Source organism: Acinetobacter sp. 24-47-66, from assembly GCF_056779755.1.
This window is the reverse complement of record NZ_JBWYIL010000022.1, coordinates 1-18,542: the sequence shown is the minus strand read 5'-3', so window position 1 is coordinate 18,542 and position 18,542 is coordinate 1. Positions and strand designations below refer to the sequence as shown.

The window sequence follows — 18,542 nt, the reverse complement described above, 5'->3', positions numbered from 1 at the left end:
GAGCTGTTCCAATGCCGAAAAGATGTTGGCAAGCATGGTTATTATCTGTCTTTTATAATTTAATAAGGCTAAAGAATTTCTTAATATTTAATCAAAAAAAATACGATTTACCTAGTCTTGGTTACATAAATGAACTTTAAAAAATGTAAAAAAATCGGCAATAAATTGCCGATTTTTATTTCTTATTAAGATGAGATTTATTCTGTTAGCATTAAATCTGCACTCATACCAACCGTATTGTAACCAGCATCTACATATAAAATCTCGCCAGTAATACCATTTGCCCATGGTGAACATAAGAATAATGCCGCATTACCTACATCTTCAATCGTGACATTACGTTTTAAAGGTGCAACCTTTTCATTCAGATCAAGCATCTTACGGAAAGACTTAATACCTGAAGCCGCAAGCGTACGAATTGGACCAGCTGAAATCGCATTTACACGAATTCCTTCAGCACCCAAACTTGAAGCCAAGTAACGAACGCCAGCCTCTAAAGATGCTTTCGCCAATCCCATAACATTATAGTTTGGCATCACACGCTCTGAACCTTGATAAGTGAGTGTGAGCAAACAGCCCTGACGAGCAGTTAAAAGTGGTTTTGCCGCACGAGCCATGGCAATAAAGCTATAGGCACTGATGTCATGCGCGATTTTAAAACCTTCACGATCAGTAACTTCAGTAAAATCACCATCTAAAGTATGTGCTGGTGCAAAACCAATTGAATGCACTACGCCATCCAAACCATCCCAATGTTTTGCTAATTCAGCAAATGCCTGTTCGATTTCAGCATCAACAGCAACATCACATGGAAAAACTAGTTTTGAACCAAACTGTTCAGCAAAGTCATCAACACGCTTCTTCATTTTTTCATTAGGATAGGTAAATGCCAATTCTGCACCTTCACGGTGTAGAGCTTCTGCAACACCGAATGCAATCGACAATTTACTCGCAACACCCGCGATTAAAAAACGTTTACCTGCTAATAGTCCTTGTGCCATGTGACTCTCACTCAAATTAATTTTCATGCATGATGCCAAGTCTAGAGCATTTACGAAATTGCATAATGCATCTTTTTTCAAAAAATTGTTAAACCGAATTAGACGCTAAAAAAAGATCAGACATCAGTCTGATCTTTTTACACGCCTTAGCTGAACTGCATTAGTCATTACTAGACAGTAGACCAATTAAACGCAAAAAAGAGAAATACATCCAAACTAAAGTGGCTAACAAGGCAATACCGCATAACCATTCCATCGCTTTAGGCGCGTATTGAGCTGCGGCATTTTCAATCAAGTCGAAATCTAAAATTAGATTTAATGATGCAATAATGGCCACAAAAGCTGCAAATCCTAAACCTAGCCAATTATTATCAAATATATATGGAATGCTCGAACCAAAAGCTAGACTCATAATAAATTGGAGAACAAATACAATCGCAATCGCAATGGTGGCTGACAACACAACCGCTTTAAATTTCTCAGTCGCACGAATAATTTGAAAACGATAAAGCGTGAACATCACCAAAGTCGTGACAAATGTTGCGAGCAAAGCCTTTAAAGGAACACCAGGATATTTCAGTTGAAATATGACTGAAATCCCCCCTAAAAATGCACCTTGAAATAAAGCATATGGAATAGCCAAAGTTCGAGCAGTATTCGGCTTAAAAGTAGTAATGAGTGCCAGAATGAATCCACCAATCGCCCCCACCATCGCACTAGCATAGGCGAGTGATACATTTAAAGTCATAAAACTATAAATAAACAGCGCGATACCCACCGCTGCCGAAATCACAGTTAATACAACAGATTTCTGAATCGCGCCTTGAATGGTCATGGGTTGTTGATAATTGGATACAGTCTCTACACGGGTTAAAATCGGATTACTACTTTGCATAACTTAGTCTCTGTTATCATTCTTAAATTTTCACTATTCTGAGATCTATCAGCATAAAAGTCAGTTTATTTTTTGCTATCAACTTTTAAACATTTTAATTAATACTTTGTTCTTTCGATCATTTATAAAATCTATAAAAAAAGAGGCCTCAGCCCCTTTTCTAAAAATGCAACTGATCTCTTTAATTATTTGAGATGAAAAAATATTGACGGTAATACTTCAATTCAGCAATTGAGTCACGAATATCATCCATCGCAAGATGAGAAGCATTTTTCTTTAAACCACTCATAATTTCTGGGCGCCAGCGTTTTGCTAACTCTTTAACAGAAGACACATCCAAATTACGGTAATGGAAGAACTGCTCAAGCTCTGGCATTAAACGATGTAAGAAACGGCGATCTTGGCAAATTGAGTTTCCACACATTGGAGATGATTTTGGATTGACCCATTTTTTTAAGAATTCAAGTGTTTGTTGCTCAGCATCTTGCGCAGTTAGCTTACTACGGCGTACGCGTTCAATAAGTCCAGATTGCCCGTGCTGACGTGTATTCCATTCATCCATCGCATTTAAAATAATATCTGACTGATGTACAGCTAACACTGGGCCTTCAGCAAGAATATTTAAATGATCATCCGTAATAATCGTTGCAATTTCAATAATTTGATCGTTGTCTGTATCTAACCCTGTCATTTCAAGGTCGATCCAAATTAAGCGGGTATCTGGGGTGCTGCTCATAAAGTGCAATCTTATTGGGCTAAATTAAAGATGGATAGTAGCAAATTATTCCGATCTTGGCTGTAAATCCATGGCTCATCATGCTATTTTTGCCATCTAAATTTCAAGGTTTTTTTAGGTTATGAATGGCTTTAATTCGTAAGCGTCGTTTGACAGAGCAACAACAACGTCGTATTCAGAAACAACATCAAACACGTCAAGAAGAAATCGACACGTCTCACGACTTAGAAGGCTTAGTCGTCCAACACTATGGTCGACAACTCGAAGTACAAGCCCTCTCCTTGCCTGATCAACATCCAATAAAACCAGATACCAAAGAAGGTGAGCCAGAACCTTTTTGGAAACCTATTGAGCTGAATAGCGTTTGGCGTTGTCATACCCGTACCAATTTAGAATTATTGGTTACAGGTGATCGCGTAAAATGGCAAGCAGATCCAAATACTGGCTTAGGCATTATCACAGCGATTCAACCGCGACAATCCTTGTTGACTCGCCCAGATCGTTATCACAAAGTAAAACCAGTAGCTGCAAATATCAGCCTGATCGTCATTGTGATTGCACCGTTACCAGAACCTGCACCAACCCTAATCGATCGTTATTTGGTTGCATGTGAAGATGCCAATATTCCAGCTTTATTAGTATTAAACAAATGTGATTTACTGAAAGAAAATGATCCAATTTTGCTGTTAGCAGAAGAATATCGTCAACTTGGTTATGATTTCATCCTGACCCAATCCAATGGTAATTTAGATGGGTTGATTCAACGTATTGACAACCAAACTGTTGCATTTGTAGGTCAATCAGGTGTTGGGAAAAGTACACTTATTAATGCCATCATTCCTGATGCTGATCAAAAAACCAATGTCATTTCAGAAAACTCCGCACTCGGTCAACATACTACGACCTCAACACGTTTAATTCGTTTTGGTGAAAATGGTGCTTTAATCGATTCCCCAGGTATTCGTGAATTTGGCTTATGGCATTTAGATCATGAGAAAATCGATGGTGGCTTTCCTGAAATTTCTGCACTCTTAGGACATTGTCAGTATCGCAATTGCACGCATACGCACGAAAAGCAATGTGCGCTTAAAGAAGGTGTCAAAAATGGTGATATTTTACAAAGACGTTTAGAAAGTTATCTACGTCTAATTGATGAGATTACTGAGGCGCAACAAAAAAATTAGTTTTCTTTAAGTGCACCCTTGAAGCGGTGATTTTGATCACCATATATATACGTTATACTCAACGCAGTTTTTAATTAGTCATTAGGTGATTTGTGGAACGTTGGTTCGAATTTATGGGGAATCACCCCTTTTTATTTGCAATTTTAGGGGCCCTTATTGTTTTGTTTTTCGTTTTTGAAGGACAACGTAGTGGTCGTAAAATTTCGCCACAATCGCTCGGAATTTTAGTGAAAGCTAAAAATGCGATGCTGATTGATTTGCGCGATGCTAAAGATTTCCGTGAAGGTCATATTAGCGGTAGTCGTAATATTCCATATAGTCAAATTGCTGCAAATGTTGAAGAATTAAAAGCTGCGGACCGTCCATTGGTATTCATTTGTAATTTAGGCCAAGTTGCAGGCTCTGCTCTACAACAAGTCGGTCATGCAGATAGTTATCGTTTAGACGGTGGTATCAGCAACTGGAAAGCTCAAGGCTTACCTTTAGTAAAAAGCAAAAAAGCTTAAGGAGTTTGTAAAATGACAGCTCAAGTGACTGTATATTCAACAACGATGTGTCCTTATTGCGTACGTGCAAAGCAACTCCTTGAACGTAAAGGCATTGAGTACAAAGAAATTAATTTATCAAAAGAAGCACCTGAGGTTCGTGTTGAGTTAATGCAAAAAACCAACCACCGCACAGTGCCACAAATTTTCATTAAAGATCAATTCATCGGTGGTTTCGACCAACTTTATGCTTTAGAGCGTGAAGGTAAACTAGACGAATTATTGGCATAATCACTAAATCTAAGGAATTAAGAATGAGTGAAGAACAACAAGTTCAACCACAATTAGCATTAGAACGTATTTATACAAAAGACATTTCTTTTGAAGTTCCTGGTGCTGCGGTTTTTACAAAAGAATGGCAACCTGAGTTAAACATCAATCTTTCTTCATCAGCTGAAAAAGTAGATCCAACTCATTTTGAAGTTTCTTTAAAAGTGGTTGTACAAGCTGCGAATGCAGGTGAAACTGCATTTATCGTAGACGTAACACAATCAGGAATTTTCTTGATTGATGGCGTTGAAGATGAACGTCTTCCGTACATTCTTGGTGCTTATTGCCCTAATATTTTGTTCCCATTCCTTCGTGAAGCGGTGAACGATCTTGTAACTAAAGGTAGCTTCCCTCAATTACTTCTTACACCGATTAACTTTGATGCTGAGTTTGAGGCGAACATGCAACGCGCTCAAGCTGCCGCTGCTGAAGGTCAAGCTTAATCGTCTGATTAACTTCCCCCTTATAAAAAAGACCGCATTTGCGGTCTTTTTTACATCCTACATTTAAACAGGTCGTTTTTCTTGATGTAATGCATCGTGGATAGCTTCAACTAATTGTTGTGCAATTTCTTGCTTTGAAGCTTTTTCAAGATCACGTTTTTCCATTTCATATTGTTCAGCAAAAAACACAGTCATCGCATTTTCATCTGAAGCAAAACCAATATCCGCTCTTGAAACATCATTGCATGCGATCATATCTAGTTTCTTAGCCACCAATTTACCTGCGGCATATTCTTCGACATTACGCGTTTCAGCTGCAAAACCGACCATAAATGGACGTTTGTCTTGCAAAGCTATCGTCGCCACGATATCAGGATTTTTAACAAGAGAGACAGCTAACTCATCACCAGCTTTTTTGATTTTATGTTCCGCAACTTCTGCAACACGATAATCCGCTACGGCAGCTGTCGCAATAAATACATCACATCCTGTTTCCAACTGATTCATACTTAAGTCAAGCATCTGTCTCGCTGAAGATACATTTAAACGCTTCACCCCATTCGGTGTATCTAAACTGACAGGACCCGCGATCAGTGTCACCTCAGCACCTGCTGAATAACATGCAGCAGCAATAGCAAACCCCATTTTTCCAGTGCTGTGGTTTGAAATATAACGCACTGGATCAATTGCCTCTCGAGTTGGACCTGCGGTAATCGTCACTTTTTTACCCGCCAGCAAGCCAAATTTTTCTGCAATTGCACGCTGCGCTTTATGGAAATATTCTCGTACCTGTTCAGCTAAATCTTCAGGCTCAGGCATACGTCCTAATCCAACATCGCCACACGCTTGAGAACCCGCCTCAGGCATAATGACATGCACACCATCATCGACCAAAGTACTCAAATTGCGCTGTGTTGCTTTAGCCGCCCACATTTGTTGATTCATGGCAGGCGCGATCCAAACAGGTGCTTTTGTTGCCAAATAGAGTGTACTGAGTAAATCATCCGCTAGTCCGCAAGCAAATTTAGCAATACTGTCACAACTGGCAGGAGCGACAAGCACCAAATCCGCCCATCGTGCTAATTCGATATGCCCCATTCCAGCTTCAGCTTCTGTATTTAGAAGTTCAGTATGCACTGGATTACCCGACAATGCTTGAAAGGTAAGCGGCGTAATAAAAGCTTGGGCACCTTGAGTCATTACAACTCGGACATTAAATCCGTAATCTTTAAGTCGGCGTACTAAGATGGCACTTTTATAAGCAGCGATACCACCAGTAACAGCAAGAATAATATTTTTATTGGAGAACACACTAAGATCAAAACTCAAGATCACGTCACCTTTTTATTGCAGTGGCGCTCACAATAGCATTAAATATTCTGCCACCCAAGATATACCTTGGTGAATATTCAAAAGTTAAAATAATTTAAAACAGTGAATAATAATGAATAATTCGATCAAACAATGGCCCGAACAAGAACGACCGAGAGAAAGATTACTCCGCCAAGGTGCTCATAGCCTCTCTGATGCAGAACTGCTCGCCATCTTTTTAAGATCAGGATCTCAACAACACTCTGCAGTCGAATTAGCAAGATTGATGTTGCAACATTTTGGAAGCTTAAATGCAGTGTTTGATGCATCGATAGACGAAATTCGCATGTTCCATGGCATGGGAGACACTAAATACTCTCAATTGATGGCTGTAAAAGAGCTTGGACGGCGTTACTTGCAACATCAATTGAACCAACAAATTGATTTAAGTCGCTCTGATTTAATTCAAGATTATCTTCGTTATGAACTTATTGGCGAATCTCAAGAGATTTTCGCGGTACTCTGTTTAGATGCAAGGCTCAGAAAAATTAATTTTAAAAAATTATTCTTTGGTTCTACTAACCACTGTGCAGTTTCAATTAATCAGTTTATTCGACATATCATCCACACTCAGGCGAGTGCTGTGATTATTGCACATAATCATCCTTTAGGAATTCCTCAGCCCTCAATTGACGATATCAATTTGACGAAATCTTTAAGTAGAGCTTGTAATTTAATTGAGGTTAAATTACTCGATCATGTCATCATTTCCACCGAAGGCAGCTACTCTTTTATGGAGCACCAACTGATCCGAGAATAAGTCTATAAATTACAGAATAAAATTGCTCGAAGTTTCCATTTTTTATCATTGACAATACTCGCTGAACTAGTGAAGATCATAGAAAAATGAAAGATTGATTTACATGATTGTTCGTGATCAAACCGATACGCTAAAACTATTATTTTCATGGCGTGGAACCATCTTACCGAAGGTATTACCTCCACTTGGAATCGTTATGCTGATTTCAGCAATCGTGGGGGGAATTGAATATATAAATCTCTATAGATTCCCTGAAATTCCTTTGGTTGGGTTTACACTGATCGGAGTAGTATTGTCGATTTTTTTAGGTTTCAAAAATTCGGCGTGTTATGACCGTTGGTGGGAAGCGCGTAAATTATGGGGGAGCTTAATCGCCAATGCTCGACATTTCGATCGAGATTGCCGGATCTTGCCGCAAGGTCGTCGTGAACGTGTAATTCAGCATATGATTGTTTTTGCTAACGTACTGCGTGACCGTCTTCGTCATCAAACAGTCAGTCCCGATGCTTTGCATCAAACCAGTGGCATGAGCCCACAAGCTTTAACTCAGCTTTACCAGCAAGCCAATGCACCACAATACACATTAAGTTTGATTCAATGGGAGTTGATGCAGTCACTGAAAGAAGGCGAAATTTCAGACATTATTTATACACAAATGAACCAACATGTAACTGAATTAAGTTTGGTTCAAACAGGCTGTGATCGTATTGCTACAACTCCTTTACCTTATGCTTATTCAGTACTCTTAAACCGTACCGTTTATTTTTTCTGTTTTATGCTTCCATTTAGTTTAGGCTCGGTGCTCGGTTTGGCGACGCCACTTTTAGTCGGTATTTTAGCATATACGTTTTTGGGGCTTGATGCGCTCAGCTCTGAAATAGAAGAGCCTTTTGGTACGCAAAGTAATGATCTTCCACTCGATGCCATGGTTCGTACAATCGAGATTGAACTACTCGGGACTTTAGGAAAACCAACTCCTCCACCAATCCAAGCTCAAGATCACAACTTACTTTGATTCATGACAACTTAATGTCTTATCAACGCCTAAAATTCTCTTATCCGTTGTTATAAGAGAATTTCTATACAATAAAACTTTCCCAGATGCCAACCTGCCCCTCTTTCACTTGAGGGATATTCCCCAATTTTATCCATGGCATATTATCTCCATGAAAATCACTTCCAACTGATACTTTAAGCCCAAATTCGGCAATCATTCGGTCTACCATTTGTCGCGTCGAGGTAGGCTCAATCGCAGGTGGCAACTCAACTGCGTCGCCTCCGTAACGTGCAAATATTTCAATTAAATAACGAATGTTGGTCGCAGATAAATCATAACGGGTAGGATGTGCCAAAACAGCAAACCCTTGAGCCTCATGAATTACACGTATTGTTTCCTCCAGACCAAGTCCTTCAAACTGAACATAAGCTTTTTTACCTTCTTTGATATATTTGTCAAAAGCTTGTTGCGGACGTGAAACATAACCCTTCTCGACCAGCGTCTTCGCAATATGGGTTCGTGTCACACGATCAGGTATACCCTCGACCTTCGCAACCACATCCGCGTAAATATCCTCTCCAACAAGAGGCTTCAACAATTCACAGATGAGTTGAGCACGTTCAGCTCGAATCATCTTTTGTTGTTCTAGTAGCTTATGCAAAGGATCAGGTGATTGCATATTCAGTGCGACCACATGCACACCATAACTTTTTTTGGTCGAAGGTCTAGACCACTGACTTGAAATTTCCACACCTGAAATAATTTGAATTGGTTGATTTTTTGCAACTTTTTCAGCCAAAACCAAACCATCCATGCTATCGTGGTCAGTCAGTGCAAGGGTATGTATCCCTTTTTCGAGCGCAGCTTGAACCAGTAACTCTGGCGACAAAGTTCCATCAGAAATATTACTATGTGTGTGTAAATCTACGCCTTGCATCTTTTATACTAATCCATCCACCTGAACTGCATAGATACTTTAACATGAAAGCACTTTTAGACTTTGTGCCACTCATAATTTTCTTTTGGCTTTACAAAACTGTCGATCCCAAAGATAACAATCACCCTTTACTGCAATGGATCGGCTCTGCAGGTGGCGTCGATAATAACCATATTCTCGTTGCTACAACGGGCTTAATCATTTCTATGCTCGTGGTCTACGGCGCATTATTTGTCCGCCAAAAATTTCATCTCGATAAACAACAATGGATTGTTTTATTTATGACGGTGATTTTTGGTGGGATTACTCTCATGTTGAGTGATGATTTTTATATTCGTCTCAAAGCAGCGATCTTGAATTTTGTATTTGCTGGTGCTTTCTTAATTTCACCTTATTTTGGTAAAGACCGCAAACCTCTCATTCAACGCTTATTTGGTCCTATTTTAAATTTAACACCGCAGGGATGGAAAAATTTAAACTATGCTTGGGCCGCGATGTTTGTTGGTATGGCATCATTGCATATTTTCTTTGCTTTCGTGTTCATGGATGGAAAATATTGGGGTGAATTTACTGCTTTTGGTGACATGATTGTGATGTTTTCATTTATCATTATTCAATTCATCATTTTACGAAAACACTTTAAATCTGCAGAAGAATAATCGTGTTGAAAGAGGATATAGAGATTTCGCCATGCCCTTATTTGTAGTGACGTGTACCGACCAAGAAGGTACTGTTGAAAAACGCTTAGCAACACGCCCACAACACCTTGCACGCCTTGAAAAACTGGCTGAGGAAGGTCGCGTAATCGTCGCTGGCGCGATGCCAAAAGATCGTAATAACCCACAAGCTGGATTTTATGGCAGCACCCTTATTTTAGATTTTGAAAGCCGTGAAGCGTTAGATGAATGGTTAGCAGATGAGCCTTTTTTAAAAGAAGGTATTTATGCCAGCATTGACGTAAAACCTTTTAATAAAGCATTACCACATGAATAAGATGATGAATTTGACACGCTCTGCTCTTTTCATCAGTTTTGCATTGGTATCTTCAGCTTGGGCTGAACCCGCAGCAACTACTGCTGCACCAGCGAATCCAGCTGCACAGTCTCAGCCAGCAACAGCTACGCCTGCAAAGCCACTTACAGCTGAACAAATTGCACGAAATAAAGCGCTTCAAGAAGCAAAAGTAAAGGCTTTAGTCAAAGACCAAGCAACACGTCTCCAACAGCTTGAAAAAGCAAACCTAGAAGCTTTAGCACAGAATCAAGAATTACAACTAAAAAATGATAATTTAGGTGTACAAATTCAGGTGCTTCAAAGTGAACGTAGTGCTCAAATGTTTTTGTACGGTGCAGCAACAATGGCTGTCGGTATTTTTGTCGGCTTTATTATTGCCAGTTACATCTATACAAAACGACGTCGTCAGTGGTAAACCACTGACACGCTTTTCAAAGGTTTCAAATTTTGACTCAGGCCATTCAAACTGCTGATCTCGATTGGCAACTCGTTGATGGAATCGATATTCCAGTTTCTAAAATTTTCGGTGATGTTTATTTTTCAAAAGCCAATGGCCTTCTTGAAACGCGTCATGTCTTTATCAATGGTAATGATCTACATGAACGCCTATCGGACTTAAAACCATTTGAACATTTCACAGTCGGAGAAACTGGCTTCGGCACGGGTTTAAATATCCTCACCCTTTGGCAACTTTGGCAATCAATTCGTCCAAATAATCATAGTCAACTGCATGTCATTACGGTGGAAAAATTTCCATTGAGCAAGGCTGATCTGATCCGAGCTTTAAATGCTTGGCCTGAACTGAAACATTTATCAGATCAACTCATTGCCCAATATCCACTGCCGATTGCAGGATGCCACCGCCTTCATTTTCCAGATGAGCGTTTTAGTATTGATATTTGGTTAGGTGATGCACATGATGTTTTTCCAGTCATTGCCAAAACTAGCACTGTCAATGCATGGTTTTTAGATGGATTTGCTCCTGCCTGTAATCCAGATATGTGGGAAGAACAAGTTCTGAATCAAATTATTCGACTATCAGATATTGGAACTACTTTTGCCTCTTTCAGTGTTGCTGGCATCCTCAAAAGAGGATTAAAAAAACACGGCGTGAAAATTACACGCCCAAAAGGGTTCGGACACAAACGTGAAATGCTAAAGGGAGTTTTACTGCCTTTAGACGAAGAGGCTGAAAAAAGTGAACTCTCTCCCGAAGATTACCAATACAAACCACACTCAAGTTCTCAACACCGTATAGGCATTGTAGGCGCTGGAATTGCGGGTTTAAGTTGTGCCTATGCCTTTGCATTAAGAGGTCACCGCGTCCGCCTATTTGACCACCATGAGCCATTAAGTGGCGCGTCAGGAAATCCTCTGGCTTTATTGAATCCCAAACTCTGTCCTATTGAACAAAGTGCCGATCATTTGATGACATTAGCATGGCAACATGCGATGAACCATTATTCAAAATTTAAAGCCTTTGACGAAGCACAAGTCCATCAAATCCCTCTTAAACACGTTGATGAACTTCTCGATCTTGCAAATCAATATCCAGAAAACATACTCGAAGCAAATTCTGCCGCTGAAAACAGCCTGTTCAACCAAGCATTCCTCACCCTGAAACAGGCTGGAACAATCAGACCGCATGATTTGGCTAAAGAAATTTTATCGAATGAACTGATCGAATTTCAGCAAGCGACAATCAAATCGTGGGATCTACTTGCCAATCATCAAGTCGGTATAACAGATCATGTTGGACAACAATATCAATTTGACCATGTGATTATTTGTTGTGCCCGTGAAAGTATGAATCTTTTTGATGATTTCCCGATTTTAAAACCAATACGTGGTCAAGTTAGCTGGTTTAACCATGTTTCATCCACACAGTTCAAGAAACATGAAGCATATAGCTATGGTGGCTACTGTATGCCTTTAAATGATCATCAAATCATTTTAGGTGCTTCTTTTTACCCTAATCGAGATGATCAAGATGTTCTTGATGAAGATCATGAACATAACTACAGGTTACTTGCAGATTTCGCACCAGATATTGCTGCACAATTTCCTGACCATCATTCTTGGCATGGTAGAGCTTCTGTTCGTGCACAAAGTCAGGATTATTTTCCGCTTTTAGGTCAGGTTGAATCTGATACTGAAATTTATACACTCTCAGGTTTGGGCTCTAAAGGCTTTTTATTTGCTCCTTTGTGTGCTGAAATTCTAGTGGCTCAAATCTTAAAAACAGCATGCCCTGTATCTGAAACTTTACTCAATAAACTCAATGTTCATCGATTTAGAAAGAAAGTAAGAATAAAGAAGCCATATTTTCAGGCTAAAACTCAATCATCATGATTTATTGAAACTAAAAAAGCGCCATAAGGCGCTTTTTTTCAACCATGATTAACCTTGCTCTAAAGGTAATCCTGCCTCACGAGCAGCACGAGTACCACCCATTAAGACCACATATTCACGTGAACTATCAAAGCCCTCTAATAGTTCTGCAGCACGTGGTGCTTTACTTCCGCCGCCACATAAAATGTAAATCGGTTGATCCGCTGCAACTTGAGTCAGGCTATCTGCTGAAAGTGTGGAAATCGGTTGGTTCACCGCTCCTTTCACATGTGCTTCAGCATAAGCACTTGTATCACGTACATCCCAGATAATCGCGTCAGCTGGGAACTCAAATGTTGTAATTTCTTGTTTACGGATCATTGCGCACTCCTTTGATGTAAACAACACTTGGCAAATGAAGAAAACATCCCTAGCATCTCAGATATTCTTTCTATTTGTAAAGGTCTAAACTATGCCATCTTTCGATATTGTTTCAGAATTAGAGATTTTTGAAGTAAATCATGCAGTTCAAAACACACAAAAGGAAATCGGAACGCGTTTCGACTTCCGTGGTCAAGACGTTTCGATCGAATTAAACGAAAAAAATAAAGAAATTAAGATCTCGACTGAAAGTGACTTCCAATGTGAGCAAGTTTACAACATGCTGGAAAATCACTTTTATAAACGCAAGGTCGACGTTCAAGCACTAGATCCGCAAAAAATGACAGCATCTGGCAAAAATGTCATTCAAGTGATTAAACTTAAAGACGGTCTTGACTCTGATACAGCAAAAAAAATTAATAAAGCCATTAAAGAAAGTGGTATCAAAGTGCAATCTTCTATTCAGGGCGATAAAATCCGAGTCACTGACAAGAAGCGCGATACTTTACAACAAGTTATGGCGTTCTTAAAAGAACAACAATTCGGTATCCCACTTCAATTTAACAACTTCAAAGACTAATCTCTTTGCTCCATCATAGGAACTGATCATGGCAAAAGGCAATCGTTTATCTAAGTTAGTAAAAGCGACATCTAAGTTTCCACAAGGTATCCGTAGTACTTTATGGAGCAAAGCTTTTGGCCGTGTCGTTCCAATGGTGGGAACTGCCAAATTACGTTATCTTGAAGTTAGTCATGCTAAAGTTGTCGTTAAAATCGAAAACCATAAAGCAATGCAAAATCATATTGGTCAAGTGCATGCATGCGCAATGGCGCTGATCGCTGAAACAGCTACAGGCTTTGTTACCGGCATGAATGTACCCGATACCTCAATTGTATTAATAAAAAGTTTAAAAGTAGATTTCAAACGCCCATCTAAAGGTGCGATGACCGCAGTCGCTACATTGACTGATGATCAACAAAAACAGATGCAAGAGTCTGAAAAAGGTGAGACCCTTGTCAAAGTGATCGTGACAGATGAGTCTGGCGAAGAACCAATTCAATGTGAAATGCTCTGGGCTTGGATTTCGAAATCTCAACTTAAGCAATAAAGCTCATGATCATATTGATCCTAAAAAAGTTTCCCTAATAAAAAATCCCAACAATGTTGGGATTTTTTGTGATTAGATGCTTAGAGATTCTTGAAACTTTTGTTTAACATCATCTGGAATCTGGCGTTTTGCCCCTTTCACATCCACCGCAACAAAAGTGAAAACACCTTCTGTCACTCTTTTCGCTGGACGTGAAGAGTCGTGACTATCCCATACTTCAATTTGCATTTGAATTGAGGTATTTCCGAGCTTTAAAATTTTAGTATAACAACTAATGACATCACCCACCTTAACAGGCACAAGGAATGTCATTTGATTAATTGCAATGGTTGCACAGCGACCTTTTGTATAACGCTCTGCATGAATAGCTCCAGCCAAATCCATTTGTGAAACAATCCAACCACCAAAAACATCCCCACTCCAGTTGGTATCTGCAGGCATAGCAATGGTTTGAAGGGATAATGTACCTTCTGGCTTAAGTTGAGAATCTGACACAGTCACTCCAAATATTGGCCTATTGGTTAAGCATTTAATTGCTGATTTAACCAATCTCGTAATTGATTTGCACGTAATGCACCACTTATTCTAGCAATTTCATTCGTTTTATTCATCAATACCAACGTTGGAATACTACGAACATTAAAGGCAGCACTTAAGCGCGGATTCGCTTCAGTATCTATCTTCGCAAAAACCACATGCGGATTTGATTTGGCTACTTCAGCAAAATGCGGTGCCATCATTTTACAAGGCCCGCACCATTCTGCCCAAAGATCAATCAATACTGGTAAATCACTGTTGGTAATAAAGTTACTAAAGTTTTGCTCATTCAGCTCAATAGGGGCAAGCGGAATCAAATGCTCATGACATTGACCACAATTCGGCTGAGATTGGATTTTATCTTCAGGTACACGATTTTTTGCGCCACAAGATGGACAAACAACAATCATGAGTTTACTCCTCTATTTTGATCTAAGAATTCTAATTGAAGCTTGATTGCGCTTTCCATCCAATTTGCTTGATAAATATCAAAATGTGTCATATTCCACTCATGGTATTCCACATAAGGTGCCATATTGGTTGCAGTTTCACGACTAATCTCTATGGGAATAACTGCATCTTTCTTGGCAGCTATAAATAACACAGGAATTTTAATACTTCTTGCCGTAGTAATCGGTCGAAATCGTATGACGTCTAACATAGCTCTTGCAGGCACCTCACCGCTCCAATAATAGTTTGAATCGACGATCGACATATACCCTTGATAACTATCCTGACTCGGGTAGAAACTTAATGCATAGGGATGAACGACAGGCATTGTTTTTCCAATACGTCCAACTTTAGCTGCCATTAAATCCTGACTCGATAACTTTAAAGCCTGCGCCATATGTTGAATTGGATATATTTTACCGCTGGCATTTCCATCCACAAAGGGTACTTGCGCTATTGCAGCCCGAACCCCATTTAACTCAGATGCAAGTTTTAGAACATATCCGCCACTCAGACCCGTTCCCCATAAGAAAAGGTGGTGCCCATCAACCAAAGGGAATAATTTGATATGCGCAATCACAGCATACCAATCTTCTAGCTGCTGACGGACAGAGACCATTTCTCTTGGTTTACCCGTACTGCCTCCCCAACAACGATAGTCAAAGAGTACAACCGCAAAACCTGCTTGAGCAAAACGTTGCGCATATTGGATTAATTTGAATTGACGTAATCCTGCAAAACCATGCGCCATAATAAGCACAGGAGGTCTTTTAACTTTGACAGGCAAATAAAGGTCAGCAGCGATCAACTCATTTGCTTTTTGTACGTACAGCGGCTCTACGGTGTAATCGTACATAGGTGCTCCATGCATGTATTCATACGATTTTTATTTTAAATTTTTTGTGTCGATCAAAGCTCATATCTGAGCGAGATGCTATGATAGTAGCATAGTCTTTTAATTTATTTTGGGAGTGACGCAATGAGTGAAAATGTAGGTTTTGCTGGTCAAATTGGGCCAGAACATTTAGTTCAAGTTGTTGAAAAAGGATTTAAATCTGTGATTAATAATCGCCCCGATATGGAAGGCGGACCAGAACAGCCAACAAGTGCCCAAATTGAAGAAGCTGCACGCGCTCAAGGCTTAGATTATGTATATCAACCTGTAGTTGCTGGTCAAATTACTGAGCTTGATGTTCGTACTTTTGCAAATCATTTCAATGAGCTACCAAAACCAGTATTAATGTTCTGTCGTACGGGAAATCGCTCTAACAATCTCTACCAATTAGCAAAACAAATGGATTTGCTTGATGACTAAGATGTGGTTTAGATTCATCCTTTCCACCTTCATTTTTAGTATCGTAACGCTAAGTCATTCAGCATCAGAACCGCTCAGTAAAGCACTTAATCCATCTGTGAGTGTATCGGGTCATATGACGTCTACAAAATTCAATGCCTTAATGCAGCAGGGATTTAAGTCTGTGATCGTTAACCGTCCTGATCAAGAATCAGGTAACGAAACAACTGCAAGTGAATTAAGAGCTTTAGCCGAAAAGTCTAAAATCAGTTTGATTTACCAACCTGTTATTTCAGGTCAAATAACAGATGCAGATGTTCATGAGTTTGCGAAGTATTACAATAGTCTACCTAAACCTATACTTTTAGTATGTAAGTCAGGTAGTCGTTCTACGTTACTATTTAATAAAGCAAATTCATTAGGACTTATTCATGAATAAAATTTGTATTGCATTATGTTGTTCGTTTCTTTTACTCGGTTGCACATCGATGAATGTAAAACCAACTGTTGGTGTGCATGCAGGTACATCATTATAAGATAAATGTATCTTATTCATTTTAAAGGCGCACAAGCGCCTTTTTCTTTCATCTTATTTCAATAACAACCATGAAAATACTTAGTTTTAAATAATACAAATTTTCAATAATGTAGATATCACCAAAAGTTAAAGGTTTAAGTGTAATAAATTGAAAAAAAAACTTCTTCATCGAAGGTTTTTTTATATAGTGAATTCAAATCATTCTTAGTCAATACAATATGTACGATATCATTATTATTGGAGCTGGTACTGCTGGTATTTCAGCTTATAAAGAAGCCATTAAAACTACACAAAATATACTTATTGTGAACGACGGTCCGTGGGATACCACTTGTGCTCGAGTAGGTTGTATGCCGAGTAAAGTTCTAATTTCATCAGCTAATCTTGCGTATAATGCGAGAACTTCAGAACAACTTGGGCTAAAAATTTCTTCTCAAATTGACACTAAAGATGTTATGCAACATTTACAGCAATTACGTGATCGATTTACAAAAGCAACACTGAAGGACGTTAATTCATGGCCTACAGCGCACAAAATTTCAGGTCGTGCAACATTTGTAAATGCAAACACAATCAATGTTAATAATAAGAAATACCAAGCTAAATCGTTCATTATCGCTGTTGGTTCAAGACCAACAGTAAATCAAGATTGGCAACAAAAACTTGGTCATTTATATTTAACTTCTGATCAAGTCTTTGAAATACCTACTTTACCAAAAAGTTTAGCTGTAATTGGAAGCGGTGTCATTGCAATCGAACTTGCACAAGCCATGCAGCGTCTAGGTGTGGAAACTACAGTTTTTGCTCGCAGTAAAAAAATTGGTTCATTGACTAGCCTAGACTTACAAACGCTTGCTCAAGAAATATTCTCAAAAGAATTAAATATCAAATATGAGATTTTACCCGAGCAGGTTGAGAAATTAGGCGAAGATAAGGTTCAAATTAACTTTATCGAAAATGGTAGCAATCAATCTATAGAAGTTGATTACCTATTATCTGCGACTGGTCGTACTACGAATTTAGATACGTTAAATATTCAGCATATAAATGATGAATTCATTGATCTAAAGAAATTACCTGTTGATCCAACCACTAAACAGCTTGGTGACTACCCCATTTACATCGTAGGTGATGCTTTTACTGCAACGCCTATCCAGCATGAAGCATCTTATGAAGGTAAATTGGCGGTTCATAATTGCCTCGATCAACATCAATCGAGTCATAAAAAAAGTCTTACCCCATTGGGTATTATGTTTAGCTCACCAGAAATGGCAGGGATCGGCTCCAATTATCACACACTGCGTAAAGCCAATCATGAGTTTGTTACAGGTATCGTATCCTACGAAAAGCAAGGACGAGCGATTGTCAATGGACAAAATATTGGGGCTGTAGAGGTTTACGTCGATCGACACTCACGTAAACTTCTCGGAGCAGAATTTCTTTGTTATTCAGCAGAACATTTAGCACATTTGCTCGCTTGGGCTATCTCCAGTGATCTTACTGTTGATGAAATTCTAGATCACCCTTTCTACCATCCAACGCTAGAGGAAGGCCTAAGAACTGCGTTAAAACACGCTCGACGACAACTTTAATCTACTATTTGATACAAGGCCCTCTAATGAGGGCTTTTATTTTTATATCTTTATTTCAATTTTTTGATATAAAAAAACACCCCCTTCTATTGAAGGGGGTGTTTAGAATAATGAGCTGGCGATGACTTACTCTCACATGGGTAACCCCACACTACCA

The 18,542-nt window shown here is 39.1% G+C and carries 24 protein-coding genes; 15 read left to right on the top strand and 9 right to left on the bottom strand.

Annotated features, from left to right (window positions below):
- Window positions 1-197: 197 nt before the first annotated feature.
- From AC1M84_RS13940 to orn, 3 genes are all read right to left on the bottom strand, one after another.
- Window positions 198-1,001: an enoyl-ACP reductase FabI gene (locus AC1M84_RS13940; RefSeq protein ID WP_092768909.1), complete on the bottom strand. Its 804-nt coding sequence runs from the start codon at window positions 999-1,001 to the stop codon at window positions 198-200.
- 160 nt (window positions 1,002-1,161) lie between these two features.
- The gene (locus tag AC1M84_RS13935; RefSeq protein ID WP_481587139.1) at window positions 1,162-1,896 is read right to left on the bottom strand and encodes a Bax inhibitor-1/YccA family protein; all 735 of its coding nucleotides are present in this window, start codon (window positions 1,894-1,896) and stop codon (window positions 1,162-1,164) included.
- 181 nt (window positions 1,897-2,077) lie between these two features.
- On the bottom strand, window positions 2,078-2,632 hold the full coding sequence (gene orn / locus AC1M84_RS13930; protein WP_035270788.1) for an oligoribonuclease: 555 nt from the start codon (window positions 2,630-2,632) through the stop codon (window positions 2,078-2,080).
- A 125-nt stretch (window positions 2,633-2,757) separates the two neighbouring features.
- Here orn and rsgA point away from each other — a divergent pair, with 125 nt between their 5' ends.
- From rsgA to secB, 4 genes are all read left to right on the top strand, one after another.
- Entirely contained in the window at window positions 2,758-3,816 is a 1,059-nt protein-coding gene (rsgA, locus tag AC1M84_RS13925; RefSeq protein WP_481594082.1) for a ribosome small subunit-dependent GTPase A, read from the top strand.
- 92 nt (window positions 3,817-3,908) lie between these two features.
- Window positions 3,909-4,322 carry a rhodanese-like domain-containing protein gene (locus tag AC1M84_RS13920; RefSeq protein ID WP_481594083.1) on the top strand — a complete coding sequence of 138 codons (414 nt, stop codon included), beginning with the start codon at window positions 3,909-3,911 and terminating at the stop codon, window positions 4,320-4,322.
- A 12-nt stretch (window positions 4,323-4,334) separates the two neighbouring features.
- On the top strand, window positions 4,335-4,592 hold the full coding sequence (gene grxC / locus AC1M84_RS13915; RefSeq protein ID WP_035270794.1) for a glutaredoxin 3: 258 nt from the start codon (window positions 4,335-4,337) through the stop codon (window positions 4,590-4,592).
- A gap of 23 nt (window positions 4,593-4,615) precedes the next feature.
- Window positions 4,616-5,074: a protein-export chaperone SecB gene (gene secB / locus AC1M84_RS13910; protein ID WP_035270796.1), complete on the top strand. Its 459-nt coding sequence runs from the start codon at window positions 4,616-4,618 to the stop codon at window positions 5,072-5,074.
- Window positions 5,075-5,137: 63 nt separating this feature from the next.
- On the opposite strand, the gene coaBC is transcribed toward secB, so the two are convergent.
- On the bottom strand, window positions 5,138-6,403 hold the full coding sequence (gene coaBC, locus AC1M84_RS13905) for a bifunctional phosphopantothenoylcysteine decarboxylase/phosphopantothenate--cysteine ligase CoaBC (RefSeq protein ID WP_481594084.1): 1,266 nt from the start codon (window positions 6,401-6,403) through the stop codon (window positions 5,138-5,140).
- A gap of 115 nt (window positions 6,404-6,518) precedes the next feature.
- Between coaBC and radC the strand changes: the two genes are divergently transcribed.
- Entirely contained in the window at window positions 6,519-7,205 is a 687-nt protein-coding gene (radC, locus tag AC1M84_RS13900; protein ID WP_035269684.1) for a RadC family protein, read from the top strand.
- Between the two features lie 103 nt (window positions 7,206-7,308).
- The gene (locus AC1M84_RS13895; RefSeq protein WP_035269686.1) at window positions 7,309-8,220 is read left to right on the top strand and encodes a bestrophin family protein; all 912 of its coding nucleotides are present in this window, start codon (window positions 7,309-7,311) and stop codon (window positions 8,218-8,220) included.
- Between the two features lie 64 nt (window positions 8,221-8,284).
- Here AC1M84_RS13895 and AC1M84_RS13890 read toward each other — a convergent pair whose 3' ends face one another.
- Entirely contained in the window at window positions 8,285-9,139 is an 855-nt protein-coding gene (locus tag AC1M84_RS13890; RefSeq protein WP_481594085.1) for a PHP domain-containing protein, read from the bottom strand.
- A gap of 44 nt (window positions 9,140-9,183) precedes the next feature.
- On the opposite strand from AC1M84_RS13890, the gene AC1M84_RS13885 reads away from it, so the two are divergent.
- Genes AC1M84_RS13885 through mnmC form a run of 4 tightly spaced genes read left to right on the top strand, consistent with a single transcriptional unit; the run spans window position 9,184 to window position 12,505 of the window.
- Window positions 9,184-9,798, top strand: a complete 615-nt coding sequence (locus tag AC1M84_RS13885) for an inner membrane-spanning protein YciB (protein ID WP_035269690.1) — start codon at window positions 9,184-9,186, stop codon at window positions 9,796-9,798.
- Window positions 9,799-9,829: 31 nt separating this feature from the next.
- On the top strand, window positions 9,830-10,132 hold the full coding sequence (locus tag AC1M84_RS13880) for a YciI family protein (protein ID WP_035269693.1): 303 nt from the start codon (window positions 9,830-9,832) through the stop codon (window positions 10,130-10,132).
- A 1-nt stretch (window position 10,133) separates the two neighbouring features.
- The gene (locus AC1M84_RS13875) at window positions 10,134-10,568 is read left to right on the top strand and encodes an SH3 domain-containing protein (RefSeq protein WP_092768912.1); all 435 of its coding nucleotides are present in this window, start codon (window positions 10,134-10,136) and stop codon (window positions 10,566-10,568) included.
- 32 nt (window positions 10,569-10,600) lie between these two features.
- Window positions 10,601-12,505, top strand: coding sequence for a bifunctional tRNA (5-methylaminomethyl-2-thiouridine)(34)-methyltransferase MnmC2/FAD-dependent 5-carboxymethylaminomethyl-2-thiouridine(34) oxidoreductase MnmC1 (mnmC, locus tag AC1M84_RS13870; protein ID WP_481595198.1), 1,905 nt, complete (start codon window positions 10,601-10,603; stop codon window positions 12,503-12,505).
- Between the two features lie 48 nt (window positions 12,506-12,553).
- On the opposite strand, the gene AC1M84_RS13865 is transcribed toward mnmC, so the two are convergent.
- Window positions 12,554-12,865 (bottom strand): rhodanese-like domain-containing protein, encoded by a 312-nt coding sequence (locus AC1M84_RS13865; RefSeq protein WP_180000521.1) that lies wholly within the window; start codon window positions 12,863-12,865, stop codon window positions 12,554-12,556.
- 91 nt (window positions 12,866-12,956) lie between these two features.
- On the opposite strand from AC1M84_RS13865, the gene AC1M84_RS13860 reads away from it, so the two are divergent.
- Both AC1M84_RS13860 and AC1M84_RS13855 read left to right on the top strand, forming a co-directional pair.
- Window positions 12,957-13,445 carry a YajQ family cyclic di-GMP-binding protein gene (locus AC1M84_RS13860; RefSeq protein ID WP_035269703.1) on the top strand — a complete coding sequence of 163 codons (489 nt, stop codon included), beginning with the start codon at window positions 12,957-12,959 and terminating at the stop codon, window positions 13,443-13,445.
- A 28-nt stretch (window positions 13,446-13,473) separates the two neighbouring features.
- Window positions 13,474-13,974: a DUF4442 domain-containing protein gene (locus AC1M84_RS13855; RefSeq protein WP_481587135.1), complete on the top strand. Its 501-nt coding sequence runs from the start codon at window positions 13,474-13,476 to the stop codon at window positions 13,972-13,974.
- A 72-nt stretch (window positions 13,975-14,046) separates the two neighbouring features.
- On the opposite strand, the gene AC1M84_RS13850 is transcribed toward AC1M84_RS13855, so the two are convergent.
- From AC1M84_RS13850 to AC1M84_RS13840, 3 genes are all read right to left on the bottom strand, one after another.
- The gene (locus AC1M84_RS13850) at window positions 14,047-14,415 is read right to left on the bottom strand and encodes an acyl-CoA thioesterase (RefSeq protein WP_218945426.1); all 369 of its coding nucleotides are present in this window, start codon (window positions 14,413-14,415) and stop codon (window positions 14,047-14,049) included.
- An 80-nt stretch (window positions 14,416-14,495) separates the two neighbouring features.
- On the bottom strand, window positions 14,496-14,921 hold the full coding sequence (gene trxC, locus AC1M84_RS13845; protein WP_481589621.1) for a thioredoxin TrxC: 426 nt from the start codon (window positions 14,919-14,921) through the stop codon (window positions 14,496-14,498).
- Window positions 14,918-15,817 carry an alpha/beta hydrolase gene (locus AC1M84_RS13840; protein ID WP_481594089.1) on the bottom strand — a complete coding sequence of 300 codons (900 nt, stop codon included), beginning with the start codon at window positions 15,815-15,817 and terminating at the stop codon, window positions 14,918-14,920. The genes trxC and AC1M84_RS13840 overlap by 4 nt, the downstream gene beginning before the upstream one ends.
- Window positions 15,818-15,940: 123 nt before the next feature.
- Here AC1M84_RS13840 and AC1M84_RS13835 point away from each other — a divergent pair, with 123 nt between their 5' ends.
- The 3 genes from AC1M84_RS13835 to AC1M84_RS13825 all read left to right on the top strand — a co-directional run bounded on the left by AC1M84_RS13835 (window position 15,941) and on the right by AC1M84_RS13825 (window position 18,385).
- On the top strand, window positions 15,941-16,276 hold the full coding sequence (locus tag AC1M84_RS13835) for a protein tyrosine phosphatase family protein (RefSeq protein WP_035269714.1): 336 nt from the start codon (window positions 15,941-15,943) through the stop codon (window positions 16,274-16,276).
- Window positions 16,269-16,694, top strand: a complete 426-nt coding sequence (locus tag AC1M84_RS13830) for a protein tyrosine phosphatase family protein (RefSeq protein ID WP_092768903.1) — start codon at window positions 16,269-16,271, stop codon at window positions 16,692-16,694. The genes AC1M84_RS13835 and AC1M84_RS13830 overlap by 8 nt, the downstream gene beginning before the upstream one ends.
- 317 nt (window positions 16,695-17,011) lie before the next feature.
- Window positions 17,012-18,385 carry a dihydrolipoyl dehydrogenase gene (locus tag AC1M84_RS13825; protein WP_481595197.1) on the top strand — a complete coding sequence of 458 codons (1,374 nt, stop codon included), beginning with the start codon at window positions 17,012-17,014 and terminating at the stop codon, window positions 18,383-18,385.
- The last annotated feature ends 157 nt before the right edge of the window (window positions 18,386-18,542 follow it).